Origin of the sequence: Oryzibacter oryziterrae (assembly GCF_021864535.1) — a bacterium.
GTDB lineage: Bacteria > Pseudomonadota > Alphaproteobacteria > Rhizobiales > Pleomorphomonadaceae > Pleomorphomonas > Pleomorphomonas oryziterrae.
Genome location: NZ_JAKJIC010000007.1, coordinates 145,379 through 159,311, shown reverse-complemented (window position 1 = coordinate 159,311; position 13,933 = coordinate 145,379). Strand labels below are relative to the sequence as shown.

Here is a 13,933-nt window from a genome sequence, read left to right as displayed (position 1 = left end):
TTTGCTTGCAGGGCAGGGGCGCTGCCCGTAAGTTTCGAATGGAGGCGGCCGACGTCGGAGCTCATTTCCGGCGGGCCACGGGGAAGGGAACGCGAAGCCATGTCGGATCTGGGTCAAATGACGCTTGCGGGCACGCGGGCTGCGGTCGTGGGAGCGGGGCTTGCCGGGTTGACCGTTGCGCGCAAGCTGGTGCGTGCGGGCGCTGAGGTGACGGTGTTCGAGGCGTCCGATGCGGTTGGCGGCCGGCTCGGCACGGCGGATCCGTCGGCGGTGACGGCCGATCGCGGGGCGCAGTATTTCACGGCGCGGCTGCCGGCCTTCAAGGCCTGGGTTGCGCGCGCCAAGGCCGAGGGCGTGGTTACCGCCTGGGCGCCGCGCGGCAAGACCTCGGACGAGGAATGGCTGGTGGGCCTGCCGGCCATGGGCGGTCTGCTCAGGTCGATGGCCGACTCCTTCACGCTCAAGACCGGCAGCGAAGTGGTCGGCGTGACATCCGGCGAGGAGGGCTGCGCGCTCGAACTTGCCGACGGCAGCGTTGCCGCCGGCTTTGATCGGGTGGTGGTGGCGGCGCCTGCCAAGACGGTGAAGCGGCTGCTCGGACCGCTCGGAACCCCGTTCGATCAGGCCAAGGCGGCGGTGATGCGCCCCTGCTGGACGCTGACCGCCGACTATGGCGAAGTGGACGTCGATTTCGACATTCTGCGGCACCAGGGGCCCTTCACCTGGGTGGCGCGCAATGCTTCGCGGCCGGAGCGCAGCGGCAGCCACTGGGTGGCGCAGGCGAGCACCGACTGGTCGGAGGCGCATCGCTCCGTGAGTCCGGATGAGGCGCGCAATCTCCTGGTCGCGGCCCTCGGCAATCTGCTGGGGCAGACCGCGTGGCCGCAGGCGACGCAGGTCTATTTCTGGGACGATGCCTTCACCGAAGTGCCGGTTGGCACCAGCTTCCTGCTGTCGTCCGATGGTCGGCTCGGCTGTTGCGGCGACTGGCTGATTGCGCCGCGCCTTGAAGCGGCCTGGATGTCGGCCGACAGCCTTGGGGACGCAATCATCGCCCGCGCCCGCAGCGCCGCCTGACTGCCTGGAACCTGAACGCGAGAGCGCAGCGCCTGTTGCCGGGAGCTGCGCTTGCTTGTTTTTCCCGTTACTGCGGCGCGACGCAGGCGCCCTGCGCATCGACCACGCAGGGCGGCGCCAGAGGCGCGCTGTCGATGCCGGCTTTGGCTGCGTCCGGTTTGGGGGCCGCAGGCTTGGCCGGTTTGGGTTTCTCGGTCTTTGGTTTTTCGGTTTGCGGCTTGTCAGGCTTGGGTTTGACCGGCTTGTCGGATTTGACTGGCGCGTCCGGTTTGGCGGGCTTATCGGCCTTCGGAGGCTTTTCAGCCTTGACCGGTTTGTCCGCCGGTTTGTCCGCCGGTTTGTCCGCCGGTTTGTCCGCCGGTTTGTCCGCCGGTTTGTCCGCCGGTTTGTCCGCCGGTTTGTCCGCCGGTTTGTCCGCCGGTTTGTCCGCCGGTTTGTCCGCTGGTTTGTCCGCTGGTTTGTCCGCCGGTTTGTCCGCCGGTTTGTCCGCCGGTTTGTCCGCCGGTTTGTCCGCCGGTTTGTTTGGCTTGGGCTTGGCGGGCTTGTTCGGGGCCGCCGGTGCCACGTCGGCCGGTGCATCGAGCGGGGGGAGGGCGTCGACGGCCTGTTGACCGGGCGCGCTCGAACGGGCGATTTCTCCCGGGCGTGGCGGTGGCGTGGGAATCCGGCCGTCGGGATAGCGCACGCCTCCCTTGGCCGAAGGGCCGGCCAATCCGGAGACCAGGGCGTCGAGGGCGCCCGCGCCCGGGTCATTGTTGCCGCCACCGGCGAGAGCGCCGACGAGGCCGGCCACGGCCTGCGTCGGGTCATTGGTCTGATTGCCGCCGGCCAGCTGGTTGACGAGACCGCCGAGCGCGTCGCCCCCGCCCGTGTTGCCGGCCAGCGTGTCCACGACCCCGGCGATGGGGTCGGCTGTACCACCGCCTTGCGGGGCGGTACCCGTCAGTGCCCCGAGGCCAGGCGCCAGTGCGTTGAGGGCACTGTCGAGATTGGCGCCCTTGGGCAGCTTGCCGATGGAGGCGAACATGCCGCCCATGGACTGCAGCTTGTCGAAGGCGGCGGCCGGGTTGTCGAGGATGCCCTGGATATCCGGATAGATGCGCGGAGCGGCCCAGGGGCCGTCGATGCGGATCGGCACCTCGAACTCGCTCGACTTCTTGCCGTTGGGCAGCGTGAGCTTGGGCGAAAGCGTGAGGTTCACGGCCTTGGCGCCGATGTCCACCAGGCCGTTGCCGGTGGCGGAGAGCACGGCGCTCTTGAAGGCGAGGTCCTTGGTGCGGGCCACGCCCTTGTCGATCGCGAAGCTGGCGCCGAGGCGATCGAAGGGCGTCACGGCGTCCGGCGACTGGCCGAAGCCGGTGACGACGGAGACGGCGATGTTGCGCAGCAAGGCGGGCAGGTCGACACCGTTGAACTGGCCCTTGGCCACGTCGAGGGCGGCGGTGCCGGAGAGGCCGCCCATCAGGCTGGCCATGCTCGCCCCGGAACCCTGGATGTCGAAGGCGATCCTGGCCTGTCCGTCGATCCGGCCAGTGCCGAGGCTTGCCTGAAGCAGCGGCAGCAGCCGGACGGCATCCAGGGTCGCGGTGGTGGCGAGGGTCGGCACCTTGCCGCTGGCGTCGAGCGCCAGCTTGGCCGAACCCGTGCCGCCATAGGCGCCAAAGGTGGGCATGGAAAGGGTGAGCTTGCCGCTTGCCATCTTCAGGGCGGCCTTGGCGCGATCGGTGGCAATGGTGCCAAAGGCGATGGAGTTGGCGTCGAAGGTGGCATCGACATCCACAGCCCGGAGCATCGCAAGGTCGAAAGGCTCCTGGCTCCAGCCCTTGGATTGCGCGGGCTTGGCGTTTGCGCCGCCGGACGCGCCGGCGCCCATGAGGCTGCCGAGATCGATCTTGTTGCCGGACAGGCGGGTGACGATCTTGGGCCGATCACCGGCGGTGAACTCGATCAGGCCGTCGATCTCGTTGCCACCGAAGACGAAGGCGGCGTCGCTCAGGCGGACGCGAGCGGGGCTGGCATCGAGGCTGGCATCAAGGCTCAGGGGATCTGCGGGGAGACCGGTTGCCGGGCGGTTGAGAAAGGCGGCGAAGGCACCGGCGGACGGGGACTTCACGCTGACATGGCCGGAGAGCGCGGACTCGCCGAGGCTGAGGTCGCCATCGAAGGCCAGTTGGACCCGCTTGCCGCCGAGGCGTGCCGAAATCGCCGTGCGCGAGCCATCGATGATCTGTTGCGGCGACAGGGTGAGGGCGAAGTTGAGCCGCTCCTTGCGGAAGTCGGCGCTGCCGGAGACGTCGACCGGCGCGGTGAGGCTGGTGAGCGTGACGTCGGCGGAGATGTTGTGCAGCTTGTCGGCGGCGGGATCGTCGAAGGCTATCGCAAGGCCAAGCGCAGAGGCTTCGCCCTTGTCGAGGGAGAGCGTTCCGGAGAGGCCAAGGCCGGCGATCAGTTCGGCCGACGTCCGGCCTCGGGCGTCGAGGTTGAGTGCGGCGCCGACGTTGCCGGTGAGCGGCGGGCTTTGCCCGGCCAGGGCAGCGAGTGCGGCCAGGTCGAGGCCTTTCGCGTTGAGCTTGCCCGTCAGGCGCACGGCCTTGCCGGCTGGTGCGAGCGCCAGCTGGCCGCCCGCCGATCCGCCGGCGAAGGCCAGCTTGTCGACGGCCACCTGCAGAGCGCCATTGGAGACCACGGCGATGAGATGCAGCCCGGCCGGGGCGGCCGTCTCGGCCATGGGCAGCTTCAGCTGAGCAACGGAGAGGTCGACGCCACCGTCAAAGGCGGCGAGAGGGCTGAGGTCGAGCGGCGAGCTGCCCTCGCCCTTGGAGGGGCTGGCGGTCTTTGCCGAAGCGGCACCATCGGAGAGCGCCTGAAGATCCAGCGTGTCGAGGCGGGCGCGCAGGTCGATGCGCGGGCGGGCGCCGGAAGTGTCGAGCGCGGCCTCGCCGGTGCCGGACAGAGAGCCGGCGGTGAGCGAAGCATTGGTCAGCTCGACGCGGCTGCCGCCATAGTGCAGGTCGGCGGCGAGGCCGGCCTTGTCGATGGTGACGGGCAGCGTGAGGGCGAAGGCGGAGGCAAGTTCCGTCACGTCCCCGCTCGCAGCCTCCACATGGCCGGCGAAGGCTGGCGGCGACAGGGCAAGTTCGCCCTTGGCGCTGAGGCTCGTCTTGCCTTGGCTGAGGGCGAGCTCGATGGCGCTCGTCCCCGAGGCGAGGAGGGCGTCCGGTTCGGCGACGGCAATGTCGAAGTCAGGCGCGAGGCCCTGGGTGACCAGGTGTCCGGTGGCCTTCAGCGGGGCGTCGGGGACCAGCGCGGTGTCGAGGCTGATGTCGGTGACGGTCTGGCTGGTGCCGGTGCGTTGGTCGCTCCAGGTGAGGCTGCCGTTTAGAATGCGCAGGCCGGAGATGGCGATCGGCAGGCGTGCGCCACTGGCCGGTGCATCGGCGGATGGCGCGGCTGAGGAGGGGGCGCCAGCGGGCTGGTCCGGCTTCCAGTTGGGTGTGCCGGCGGCGTCGATGGCGAGGTCCAGGTGCGGGACGATCAGGGAGATGCCGGTGATTTCGGCTCGTCCCTCGAGCAACGGGCCGACGGCGAGGCCGACGCGCAGGCTTTCCGCCTTGGCGAAAGGCGCCTTGCCGGGGACGGCGGCAACGACGTTGTTCACCTCAAGGGCGATCGAGGGGAAGACTGACAGGGAGGCGTCGTCAATGTTGACGGCAAGGCCGGTGGCACTCTCGATCTGAGCGAGGATGCGATCACGGATCCAGTCGGAGGAGACGAGGAGGGGAATGGCGGCCACCAGTGCCACGCCAAGGGCCAGCAGCCCGATGAGGACGGCGATCAATCTGCGCATCAGTCTTCCCCCCGCGAACGGCAATGCCCGCGCCCCGGTTCGCTCCAGAGCTGTTGCCGGCGCGAATCATATCGTGAGTGTAGTCCCAAATGACGGAGCCTCACATCGGGGCAAGGAAAGTGGGTTTGGTGCCTGATACCGGCGCTGCACAATCACAACTTTGCTGCGCAAAAAACATTTGGCTGCGGCGCACAAATGATCTTATGTTTATTCATCCCGCGCCGATCCAAGATGCCGGGAATGATCCGCGAGCGAGGGCTGTTACGCGGGCTGGACTTTGGGGGGAAGCAAGCAATCATGGCCAAGGCCGAAGAACCCACGATCATCAAGAAATACGCGAACCGCCGGCTGTATAACACGGGCACGAGCACCTATGTGACGCTGGAAGATCTGGCGACCATGGTGAAGGCTGGCGAGGACTTCGTCGTATATGATGCCAAGAGCGCGGAAGACATTACGCATCAGGTGCTGACGCAGATCATCTTCGAGCAGGAGAACAAGGGGCAGAACCTTCTGCCGATCACCTTCCTGCGGCAGCTGATCCGCTTTTACGGTGACAGCATTCAGGCGATGGTGCCGAGCTATCTCGAGCATTCCATGGACCAGCTGTCGCGCGAGCAGGAGAAGTTCCGCCAGCAGCTCGGCCAGGCCTTCGGCAATGCGCCGGCCTTCGAAGCGATGGACGAGACCATTCGCCGCAATACGGAAGTGTTCGAACGCGCCTTCCGCATGTTCCTGCCCTTCGGCAATGCCGCCCAGGAAGCGCCGGCCGCTGCCAAGGCGCCGGAGAAGCGCGCCGACGATCTCGATGCCCTGAAGTCTCAGCTGGAAGCCATGCAGCGCCGGCTCGATCAGCTGGCGCCCGAGAAGAAGTGAGTGTGACGGCCGGGCGCGCGATGCTGTCGTCCGGCCAATCCGCTGTCAGAGAATGTCGACTTCCAGCGGGCCGTCCAGGATGGCCGAATAGGCGGCATAGCCGTCGGACTCTCGCGCCGAGCGCAAGTGCGTGGCGCCCTTGAGGATCGAGCGCGTCTGATCGCTGATGCGCAGCGCCGGCTCGCCAGTCAGGCGTCCCTGCAGGGCTGCGATGCCCATGCTCTCAAGCATTTGCGCGGCCTCCTCATCCTGCACGAACTCGGCAATGGTGCGGATGCCGAAATGATCGGCCAGCGTTGCCAGCGCGCGCACGAAGACGGCGTCGTCGGCATCGGTGGTGATGTTGCGCACATAGGAGCCGTCGATCTTCAGCCAGTCGGGTTTCAGGTCGCGCAGGATCTTGAAGGACGTGTGGCCGGAACCGAAATCGTCGATGGCGATGCGGCAGCCGATGTCGCGGAGCGTGCCGGAGATGTGCACGAGATCGCCAATGCTGGCGATGGCGGCTGTCTCCGTGATCTCGATGGTCAGGCGGCGCATGACGTTCTGGTTGGCGCGGGCCGCCTCGATCAGGGTCGAGAGCCAGGACGAATCGAGGATGGTGTCCGTCGACACGTTGACCGACAGGCGCAGGCGCGGATTGGCCGTGAGGTCGGCGAGCACCAGCGTCAGCGCACGGATGTCCAGGCGACGGATGAGGCCCAGCTGTTCGGCGGCCGCAACGAAAGGCCCGCCGGAAACGATCTGTCCGTCCGGCCGGGCCAGACGCAGCAGCGCTTCAAAGGACAGTGTCTTGCGGCTTTTGGCGTCCACAACCGGCTGGTAGGCGAGCACGAAGCGATCATCGGCGAGGCCGCGGTGAATTTCGTCGGCGATTTCCAGATTGCGCCGACGCTCGGCGTCGCGGGCGGGCGACGGTTCGTAGATCTTGAGATGCACATCCGGATCGCTGCGGGCTTCGGCGAGCGCTTCCTCGGCGCGGATGGCCGCGAGGCCGGCGCTGTCGGCATGGCGCGGCAGCACGACCGCGCCGATGGCGATGTCGGCGCGGATGACCGCGTGGCCGGCGTCGATGGGCTCGTCGACGATGGCCTGACGGAAGCGCTCCGCGGCGATGCCGACCGACTGTTCGCTGCAGTTGAGCAGAATGGCACCGAACTTGTGTCCGGAGAGATGGCCGATGATGTCGCCCTGGCGCATGCGGCGCTGGATGCGGCGTGCCGTGACGTCGATGACGGTGTTGCCGGTCTCGTAACCGAGATTGGCGTTGATGCGGGCGAGGCCGGCGACGGCGATGATCATGAAGGCGGCCGAGCCGGTGCCGTCGCGCGCGAGATTGCGAACCACGCCGTCGAGGATGTTGAGAAGCTCGTCGCGATTGATCAGGGCATCGGAGCTCGCCGCACGTGTCGCGTCGGCGGCGGGCGTGACGGTCGCAACCACGGAGCGGAGCATGCAGCGGCAGCCGGTCACGCGGCCATCGTCGGTGCCGAACCAGTAGCCTTCCTCTTCAAGGTAGACACCATAGGCGCGGCCGCCGCGCGGCAGCAGTTCATAGGCGACGCGGAAGCGTCGGTCTTCCGGCGCTTGCGGAAGGGTGGCCGGCGGGGTTGCCGGCAGGCGCGCCGACGCGGCGCCAGGCGACAGGAAGCGGGCGAAGGTTCGGCCGGTGCGGGGCACTTCATAGGGGTGCACGCCCAGGATTTCGTGGGCGTTTGCCGACCAGATCATGCGATCGCCGACATAGTCGAGTTCATAGGCCGCGTAGCCGAGGGCCTCCGCAGCCGTGGCCCAATCTGCCGCTTCCAGTTGATGGCGGTTCGAAGACGAGGCGATGGAAAGGGGTTCGTCCATGTCTGGATCGTCCGTTATTCGGTGCTTCACCGCTCGACAGGGCAGCGGCGTCGCGACCGGGGCGGGCCCATCCTGGGCAAGTGTTATTTTTGCAATATGCTTTTCAAGGACAAATTATAGCGCATTGTCATTGGCATAGTCTTAACGCCCGGTCGAAAATCTACTTATAGGTATATTTGTCAGGGCCTTGTGCGTTAACGAAACGTTAACCATATTGTGGGTTGGCGCGCCTGTTGCAGTTATTCGTTCGGGACGCGGAAAGCGTGTCAAAACGAGACGGGCAAGGCAGGCAAGACGGTGATCTCGGCGATCGGCTCTTCGGGAACGTTGGGACAGGGGACCAGCCTTGTGGCGGGTCGTCGTGTTCACGCCTCGTCGGGCAGCCGCGATACCCAGGACGAGCGCTTCCGCGCGTCCTCCGGCAGCTCTCAAGACGCAGGTCCTGCCGAGGGCGAGGCCAAGTTTTCCGCCACCGAGTCCTATGTGAAGACGCTGGCGTCCGCCGGCTTCATGGCGCAGTTGGCGGCCGTGCATCTCGGAGATGCGGCGAGCGGCGAACGGCGGGTCCGGCGCGATGTGTCGCTGGTGAGCGGGCGCGCCGAGGCGGCCTATCGCTCGGTCGGACGGCTGAACACGGCGATCGAGCCCGGCTTCCTCTCGACCGTCGTCTACTGAACCCTTCCGGTTTCCTCTTTCTGACTTGAACCGGTTCTTGCCGGCTGCTGCGCCTTTGCCAAAAAACAAAACCGGCGCAGCTTGCGCTGGCGCCGGTCTTGTAGGCGAAGGCTTTCGACCGCGTTGCACGCGGCCGGAAACAATCAGGCCGATTCCTTCGGCGTCAGGATCTGACGGCCGCGGTAGATACCGGTCTTCAGGTCGACGTGATGCGGACGGCGCAGCTCGCCCGAGGTCTTGTCTTCCACGTAGGTCGGCTGCTTCAGCGCGTCGGCGGAGCGACGCATGCCGCGCTTGGACGGCGAGGTCTTTCGCTTGGGGACTGCCATTCTCTTAACTCCATCGCCCCGCATTGTGACGATTGCGTCCATACGCAATCTGCCGGGCGCGCGGGCGCTCGTTCCTAAAGATGCGGCCTTATACAGAGGACAGACGCATTTTGCCAGAGGCTGACGCGATTTTTCTGACGCAAAAGCCTAAAGCCGGGTTTGTACCAAGCCGCAGGGTTGGTCAGTCGTAAATGCAAGTGACGTAAGCGCCGGACATGGCGGCCCGTCGCTCGATGGTGCGGGCATAGATCTTTTGCTCGCTGCTCGGCTTCTTGGGATTGCGCAAGGCGGGATTGGGCAGGGCCGCAGCGATCAGCGCGGCCTCATGCCGGCTCAACTGCGAGGCCGGCTTGTTGAAATAGGCGCGCGAGGCGGCTTCGACGCCATAGAGATTGGGGCCGAGCTCGGCGATGTTGAGATAGATCTCCATGGTTCGCCGCTTTTGCCAGACGAGATTGGTGTAAAGGGCGAGCGGAATCTCCAGCGCCTTGCGCGCATAGCTGCGCGAGTTCCACAGATAGACATTCTTGACGGTCTGCATGGTGATGGTGGAGGCGCCGCGCGAGGGGCCGTCCTTGCCGGCATGCTTGAGCACCGACATCAGCGAGTCCCAGTCGACGCCGTCGTGGCTGCAGAACTTGCCGTCTTCGCCCATGATCACCGACTGCACCATGTTGGGCGAGATGTCGTCGAGCGAGACCCAGGAGCGGGAATAACCCTGGAAGGTCATCAGATCCCAGAGCATTAGCGTGGAGATCGGCGGCACGAAGCGGTAGACCGGCGTCAGCAGGATCGGCAGGGCGATGGCGATGACGGCAATGCGGGCAGCGAGGCGCAGCCATTTTCTCATGCCTGAGCGTGCGGCCATTGCCTGAGTGTCTCCCTCGTCGCCTTCGACCGTGCCGTCGAGGGCGATAGTGTCGTCGCCGCTGCTCATCTATGCCCGCCCATCCCCGTTTCAGCTGCATTCATAAAACAATCATGCCGCCTGACAAAGGGATGTAACGCCGGAAATGCCTGCTTTCAGGTGAAAACTGCGGGTGCATTGTTCGGGCAATCGGGGGATTTAAGTGGACCAGTCTCAGGTTTGTTGCCTCCGGAGCTAAAAATTTGAGCAGATGCCGGCCATTTGGGCGGGCGTGCATAAAGTTTGACATGGCGCGTTTTGAGGCAGAATGAGACATTGAACCTGTGAGCGCTACCCGCCGGTTATCCAGCAAGCAGATCGCCCTCCTGATCTGTTCGTGGCACTCCAGCTTTCCTCCCAGAACTCAGGCCGGCCACACCGGCCTGTCTTTTTTTGAGCAGCGACCAATTGCCTCATAGGCCTGGTCGATGTGCTGATCGTCGTGTTGAAGCCAAAGGGGTCCGCATGACATTGGCAGTCGGTCGAGCCTGCGGCAGCGGCGTGTGCGGACGGAGCTGCTCTTGAGACCGCTTCATTTTGCGCTAGATTGCGTCGTATAGAATATCGAGCGTTTTCATATGATTAGATCGATGTTTGCGCGTCTCGAGGATGCTTTGGCCGTTGGCTGGGGCACGTCCTGAGTGAGATCCATGCGGTTTCGGGTGGCGAGGCTGGCAGTTCGTTGCGACCGCAAGGCTCCCGCTGAACGGCATCGATCCTCCGGGCGCGGGGCCGTTTGCCTTTCATGCGGCGATCAGGGGATAACAGCGGGACCACGAGCGTTCGGACGTGTCGCATGGCGGCCTGCACGCGTTCGTGCTTCTCTGGTATCCTTGCAGCCTGTCTTGGCGGAATGCCCTGACAGCTGGCGACGGCAGCGGTGACAGGCGGGAGACGTGTCAGAACAGGACGTTGGTCGGCTTCGACAGAGGTTTTGGGCGCAGGCAGAGTAACGAGAACACGCGCCGCGGGCAGGCGGCAGGGTGTCGGGAGGAGGGGCAAAAGTGAGTTCGTGGACCACGGATCGACAAAGTCAGCGCATCGACACGGATATTCCCGGTCTCGACAAGATCGACCGGCGGATTCTCGGCGCCTTGCAGGCGGATGGGCGCATCACAAATCTGGAGCTTGCCGACAAGGTGGGCCTTTCCCCGACGGCGACGGCGGAGCGGGTGAAGCGGCTGTCGCGTGACGGGTTCATTGCCGGCTATACCGCGCGGCTTGATCCGACGCGGCTTCAGCGGGGGCTGCTGGTCTTCGTGGAGATCAAGCTCGACCGCATGAACCCGGAAGTGTTCACCACCTTCGCCTCGGCGGTGACCAAGGCGCCGGAGGTGCTGGAATGCCACCTGATTGCCGGGGGGTTCGATTATCTCGTCAAGGCGCGCGTGCGGGACATGGAGGCCTATCGCGAATTTCTGTCCGACGTGCTGATGGCGCTGCCGGGCGTGCGCGAAACCCATACCTACCCGGTGATGGAAGAGGTGAAGAACACCACGGCCCTGCCCTTGTGACGGGTAGCCGGCGATGTCTTGACGCCCGGGGAGCGTGGGGATAGCTCTCAGCCCGGACACATATGGGCGAGGGCGGCAGGATGGGCCATTTCGAACAGCGGCTTGCAGGGGTGGCGAGCGCCGTGGAAGCGGTGCTGGCCGGCCGTCTCGACGGGTTGGCGCGCCGTGCTGAACGGGCGGTGCCGCCGCGCCTGCTCGCCGCCATGCAGCACGGGGTGCTCGGCGGCGGCAAGCGGCTGCGCCCCTTCCTGGTGGTGGAAGCGGCGCGGCTCATCGATCCAGCAAGCGACGACAAGGCGGCGCTCGTGGCCGCCGCAGCGGTGGAATGCCTGCATTGCTACTCTCTGATCCATGACGATCTGCCGTCCATGGACAATGACGATCTCAGGCGCGGTCGCCCGACGGTGCATCGGGCCTTTGACGAGGCGACGGCCATTCTCGCCGGCGACGGCTTGCAGACGCTGGCCTTCGATCTCCTGGCCGATCCGACCTGCCATCCCGATCCGGCTGTAAGGGCCGCCCTGGTTCTGGATCTGGCGCGCGCCAGCGGTCCCGGCGGCATGGTGGGGGGGCAGATGCTGGACCTCTCCGCCGAAGGCCGTTTCGGGCTGGCCACGCCGCTGACGGGGACGGAGATCCGGGCCTTGCAGGCAATGAAGACCGGTGCCTTGATCCGCGCGTCCTGCGTCATGGGCGTGCGCCTTGCGCAAGGAACCGCCGAGGACGTTGCCCGGCTGACGCGCTATGGCGAAATCGTCGGTCTTGCCTTCCAGCTGGCCGACGATCTGATCGACGCCACCGGCGACGCCAAGGTGGCCGGCAAGGCAACCGCCAAGGACGCGACGGCGGGCAAGGGGACGCTGGTGTCGCTGATGGGGATCGCGGCGGTGGAGGCGGAACTCAACGCGTTGGTGCGCGAAGCGTCCGAGCTTCTGTCACCCTATGGGGCCGCTGCCGAGATGCTGGCCGCAGCCGCCCATTTCATCGCGCACCGTTCCGCTTGATACCGGTTACCCGGCAAAGCAACCCCTTTGCCGGATTCGGATCACTCGGCGGCGTCGGACTTCTGCCCGTAGTTCTTCTCGATATAGTCGAGCACCATGGCCTGGAAATCCTCGGCGATGCGGGGACCGCGCAGGGTGGTGGCCTTGACGCCATCGATGAAGACGGGGGCGGCCGGCGTCTCGCCGGTGCCCGGCAGGGAAATGCCGATATGGGCGTGCTTGGATTCGCCGGGGCCGTTGACGATGCAGCCCATCACCGCCACCTGCAGCTCCTCGACGCCGGGATAGCGGGTGCGCCAGAGCGGCATGGCGTCGTTGATCTGATCCTGAATGGTCTTGGCCAGTTCCTGGAACACCGTGGAGGTGGTGCGGCCACAGCCGGGGCAGGCGGCGACGATGGGCACGAAGGAGCGGAAGCCCATGGTCTGCAACAGCTCCTGCGCCACGCGCACTTCACGCGTGCGGTCGCCGCCCGGTTCGGGGGTCAGCGACACGCGGATGGTGTCGCCGATGCCCTGCTGCAGCACGATGCCCATGGCGGCCGATGAGGCCACGACGCCCTTGGTGCCCATGCCCGCTTCGGTGAGGCCGAGATGCAGGGCATGATCCGAACGCTTGGCGAGCTCGACATTGACGGCGACGAGGTCCTGCACGTTGCTGACCTTGGCCGACAGGATGATCTTGTCGCGCGAAAGGCCGATCTCCTCGGCGCGGGCGGCGGACAGAAGCGCCGACTGCACGATGGCCTCGCGCATGACTTCCTGCGCCGTCAGCGGCGAGCCCTGGGCCTGGTTCTCATCCATCAGATGGGTGAGCAGCTCCTGATCGAGCGAACCCCAGTTGACGCCGATGCGCACGGGCCGGTCATGCTTGATGGCGATCTCGATGATGTCGGCGAACTGCTTGTCCCGCTTGTCGCGGAAGCCGACGTTACCGGGGTTGATGCGGTATTTGGCGAGCGCATCGGCGCAGGCGGGAAAGTCGGCGAGGAGCTTGTGGCCGATGTAATGGAAGTCGCCGATCAGCGGCACGTCGACGTTGAGGCGGTCAAGCCGCTCGCGGATGCGCGGCACGGCGGCGGCACTCTCGTCGCGGTCGACGGTGATGCGCACGAGTTCCGAACCGGCGCGGGCGAGCGCCGCCACCTGGGCGACGGTGCTGTCAATGTCGGCCGTGTCGGTATTGGTCATGGACTGCACAACGACGGGGGCGTTGCCGCCGACGATGACATGGCCGACCTTCACCGCGACGGAACGGCGGCGGGGCAGGGGGGCGGTCAGGAAGCTCATGGATGATCCTCGTGGTCGTCGGCATGCGGGGTGGCGTGCGGCGCGTGGCGTCCGGCGGTGCGGCAGCTTGCGCAAAGGCCGCGAATTTCCAGCACGGAGGAGGTGACGGTGAAGCCGGCTGCCGCCGACACGTCGGAAATGAGGCTCGTGAGTGCCGGCGGCTCGGCCTCGATGGCAGCGCCGCAGGCCTCGCAGAGCAGGAACATCAGCACCGGCTCGCGATCGGCGCTGGCCGGGCCGTGATCGTGGCTGCAGGCGAGGAAGGCGTTGCGGCTCTCGATGCGATGGACGAAGTGATTGGCCACCAGAAAGTCGAGCGCGCGATAGACCGAGATCGGGCTCGGCCGGCGCGCCACGGCGGCGATGCGGTCGATGATCTCATAGGCGGTGATCGGGGCGTGGCTTTCCAGCATGATGTCGAGTACCTGCCGGCGCTGCGCGGTCAGGCGCAGGCCTTCGGCCTGGCAGCGGGCCTCGGCGCGCCGCAGGGCGTCGTCGTGGCATTTCTGGTGATCGTGATCGTGATGATCCAGCACGCGCTTCTCTCTCCGGGACTTCTTC

The 13,933-nt window shown here is 66.1% G+C and carries 11 protein-coding genes; 5 read left to right on the top strand and 6 right to left on the bottom strand.

Annotated elements, in window-relative coordinates; translation table 11 throughout:
- Positions 1 to 99 precede the first annotated feature (99 nt).
- Positions 100 to 1,077 carry an NAD(P)/FAD-dependent oxidoreductase gene (locus tag L2I41_RS09745; RefSeq protein ID WP_237153355.1) on the top strand — a complete coding sequence of 326 codons (978 nt, stop codon included), beginning with the start codon at positions 100 to 102 and terminating at the stop codon, positions 1,075 to 1,077.
- Between the two features lie 67 nt (positions 1,078 to 1,144).
- Here the strand turns inward: L2I41_RS09745 and L2I41_RS09740 are convergent, their stop codons facing one another.
- On the bottom strand, positions 1,145 to 4,924 hold the full coding sequence (locus L2I41_RS09740) for an AsmA family protein (protein WP_237153354.1): 3,780 nt from the start codon (positions 4,922 to 4,924) through the stop codon (positions 1,145 to 1,147).
- A gap of 297 nt (positions 4,925 to 5,221) precedes the next feature.
- On the opposite strand from L2I41_RS09740, the gene phaR reads away from it, so the two are divergent.
- On the top strand, positions 5,222 to 5,800 hold the full coding sequence (phaR, locus tag L2I41_RS09735) for a polyhydroxyalkanoate synthesis repressor PhaR (RefSeq protein WP_237153353.1): 579 nt from the start codon (positions 5,222 to 5,224) through the stop codon (positions 5,798 to 5,800).
- Positions 5,801 to 5,845: 45 nt separating this feature from the next.
- Here phaR and L2I41_RS09730 read toward each other — a convergent pair whose 3' ends face one another.
- Positions 5,846 to 7,654, bottom strand: a complete 1,809-nt coding sequence (locus L2I41_RS09730) for an EAL domain-containing protein (protein ID WP_237153352.1) — start codon at positions 7,652 to 7,654, stop codon at positions 5,846 to 5,848.
- Between the two features lie 348 nt (positions 7,655 to 8,002).
- On the opposite strand from L2I41_RS09730, the gene L2I41_RS09725 reads away from it, so the two are divergent.
- Complete coding sequence (locus L2I41_RS09725) at positions 8,003 to 8,329, top strand: hypothetical protein (RefSeq protein WP_237153351.1); 327 nt, start codon at positions 8,003 to 8,005, stop codon at positions 8,327 to 8,329.
- A gap of 143 nt (positions 8,330 to 8,472) precedes the next feature.
- Here the strand turns inward: L2I41_RS09725 and rpmF are convergent, their stop codons facing one another.
- Together rpmF and mtgA are read right to left on the bottom strand one after the other, a co-directional pair.
- Positions 8,473 to 8,658, bottom strand: coding sequence for a 50S ribosomal protein L32 (gene rpmF, locus L2I41_RS09720; RefSeq protein ID WP_237153350.1), 186 nt, complete (start codon positions 8,656 to 8,658; stop codon positions 8,473 to 8,475).
- A 181-nt stretch (positions 8,659 to 8,839) separates the two neighbouring features.
- On the bottom strand, positions 8,840 to 9,595 hold the full coding sequence (gene mtgA, locus L2I41_RS09715; RefSeq protein WP_237153349.1) for a monofunctional biosynthetic peptidoglycan transglycosylase: 756 nt from the start codon (positions 9,593 to 9,595) through the stop codon (positions 8,840 to 8,842).
- 974 nt (positions 9,596 to 10,569) lie between these two features.
- On the opposite strand from mtgA, the gene L2I41_RS09710 reads away from it, so the two are divergent.
- Together L2I41_RS09710 and L2I41_RS09705 are read left to right on the top strand one after the other, a co-directional pair.
- On the top strand, positions 10,570 to 11,079 hold the full coding sequence (locus tag L2I41_RS09710) for an Lrp/AsnC ligand binding domain-containing protein (RefSeq protein WP_390634071.1): 510 nt from the start codon (positions 10,570 to 10,572) through the stop codon (positions 11,077 to 11,079).
- 80 nt (positions 11,080 to 11,159) lie between these two features.
- The gene (locus L2I41_RS09705; protein ID WP_237153348.1) at positions 11,160 to 12,083 is read left to right on the top strand and encodes a polyprenyl synthetase family protein; all 924 of its coding nucleotides are present in this window, start codon (positions 11,160 to 11,162) and stop codon (positions 12,081 to 12,083) included.
- Between the two features lie 41 nt (positions 12,084 to 12,124).
- Here L2I41_RS09705 and ispG read toward each other — a convergent pair whose 3' ends face one another.
- The gene (gene ispG, locus L2I41_RS09700; protein WP_237153347.1) at positions 12,125 to 13,372 is read right to left on the bottom strand and encodes a flavodoxin-dependent (E)-4-hydroxy-3-methylbut-2-enyl-diphosphate synthase; all 1,248 of its coding nucleotides are present in this window, start codon (positions 13,370 to 13,372) and stop codon (positions 12,125 to 12,127) included.
- Positions 13,369 to 13,908: a Fur family transcriptional regulator gene (locus L2I41_RS09695; RefSeq protein ID WP_313791134.1), complete on the bottom strand. Its 540-nt coding sequence runs from the start codon at positions 13,906 to 13,908 to the stop codon at positions 13,369 to 13,371. Before L2I41_RS09695 ends, ispG begins: the two co-directional genes overlap by 4 nt.
- Between the last annotated feature and the right edge of the window lie 25 nt (positions 13,909 to 13,933).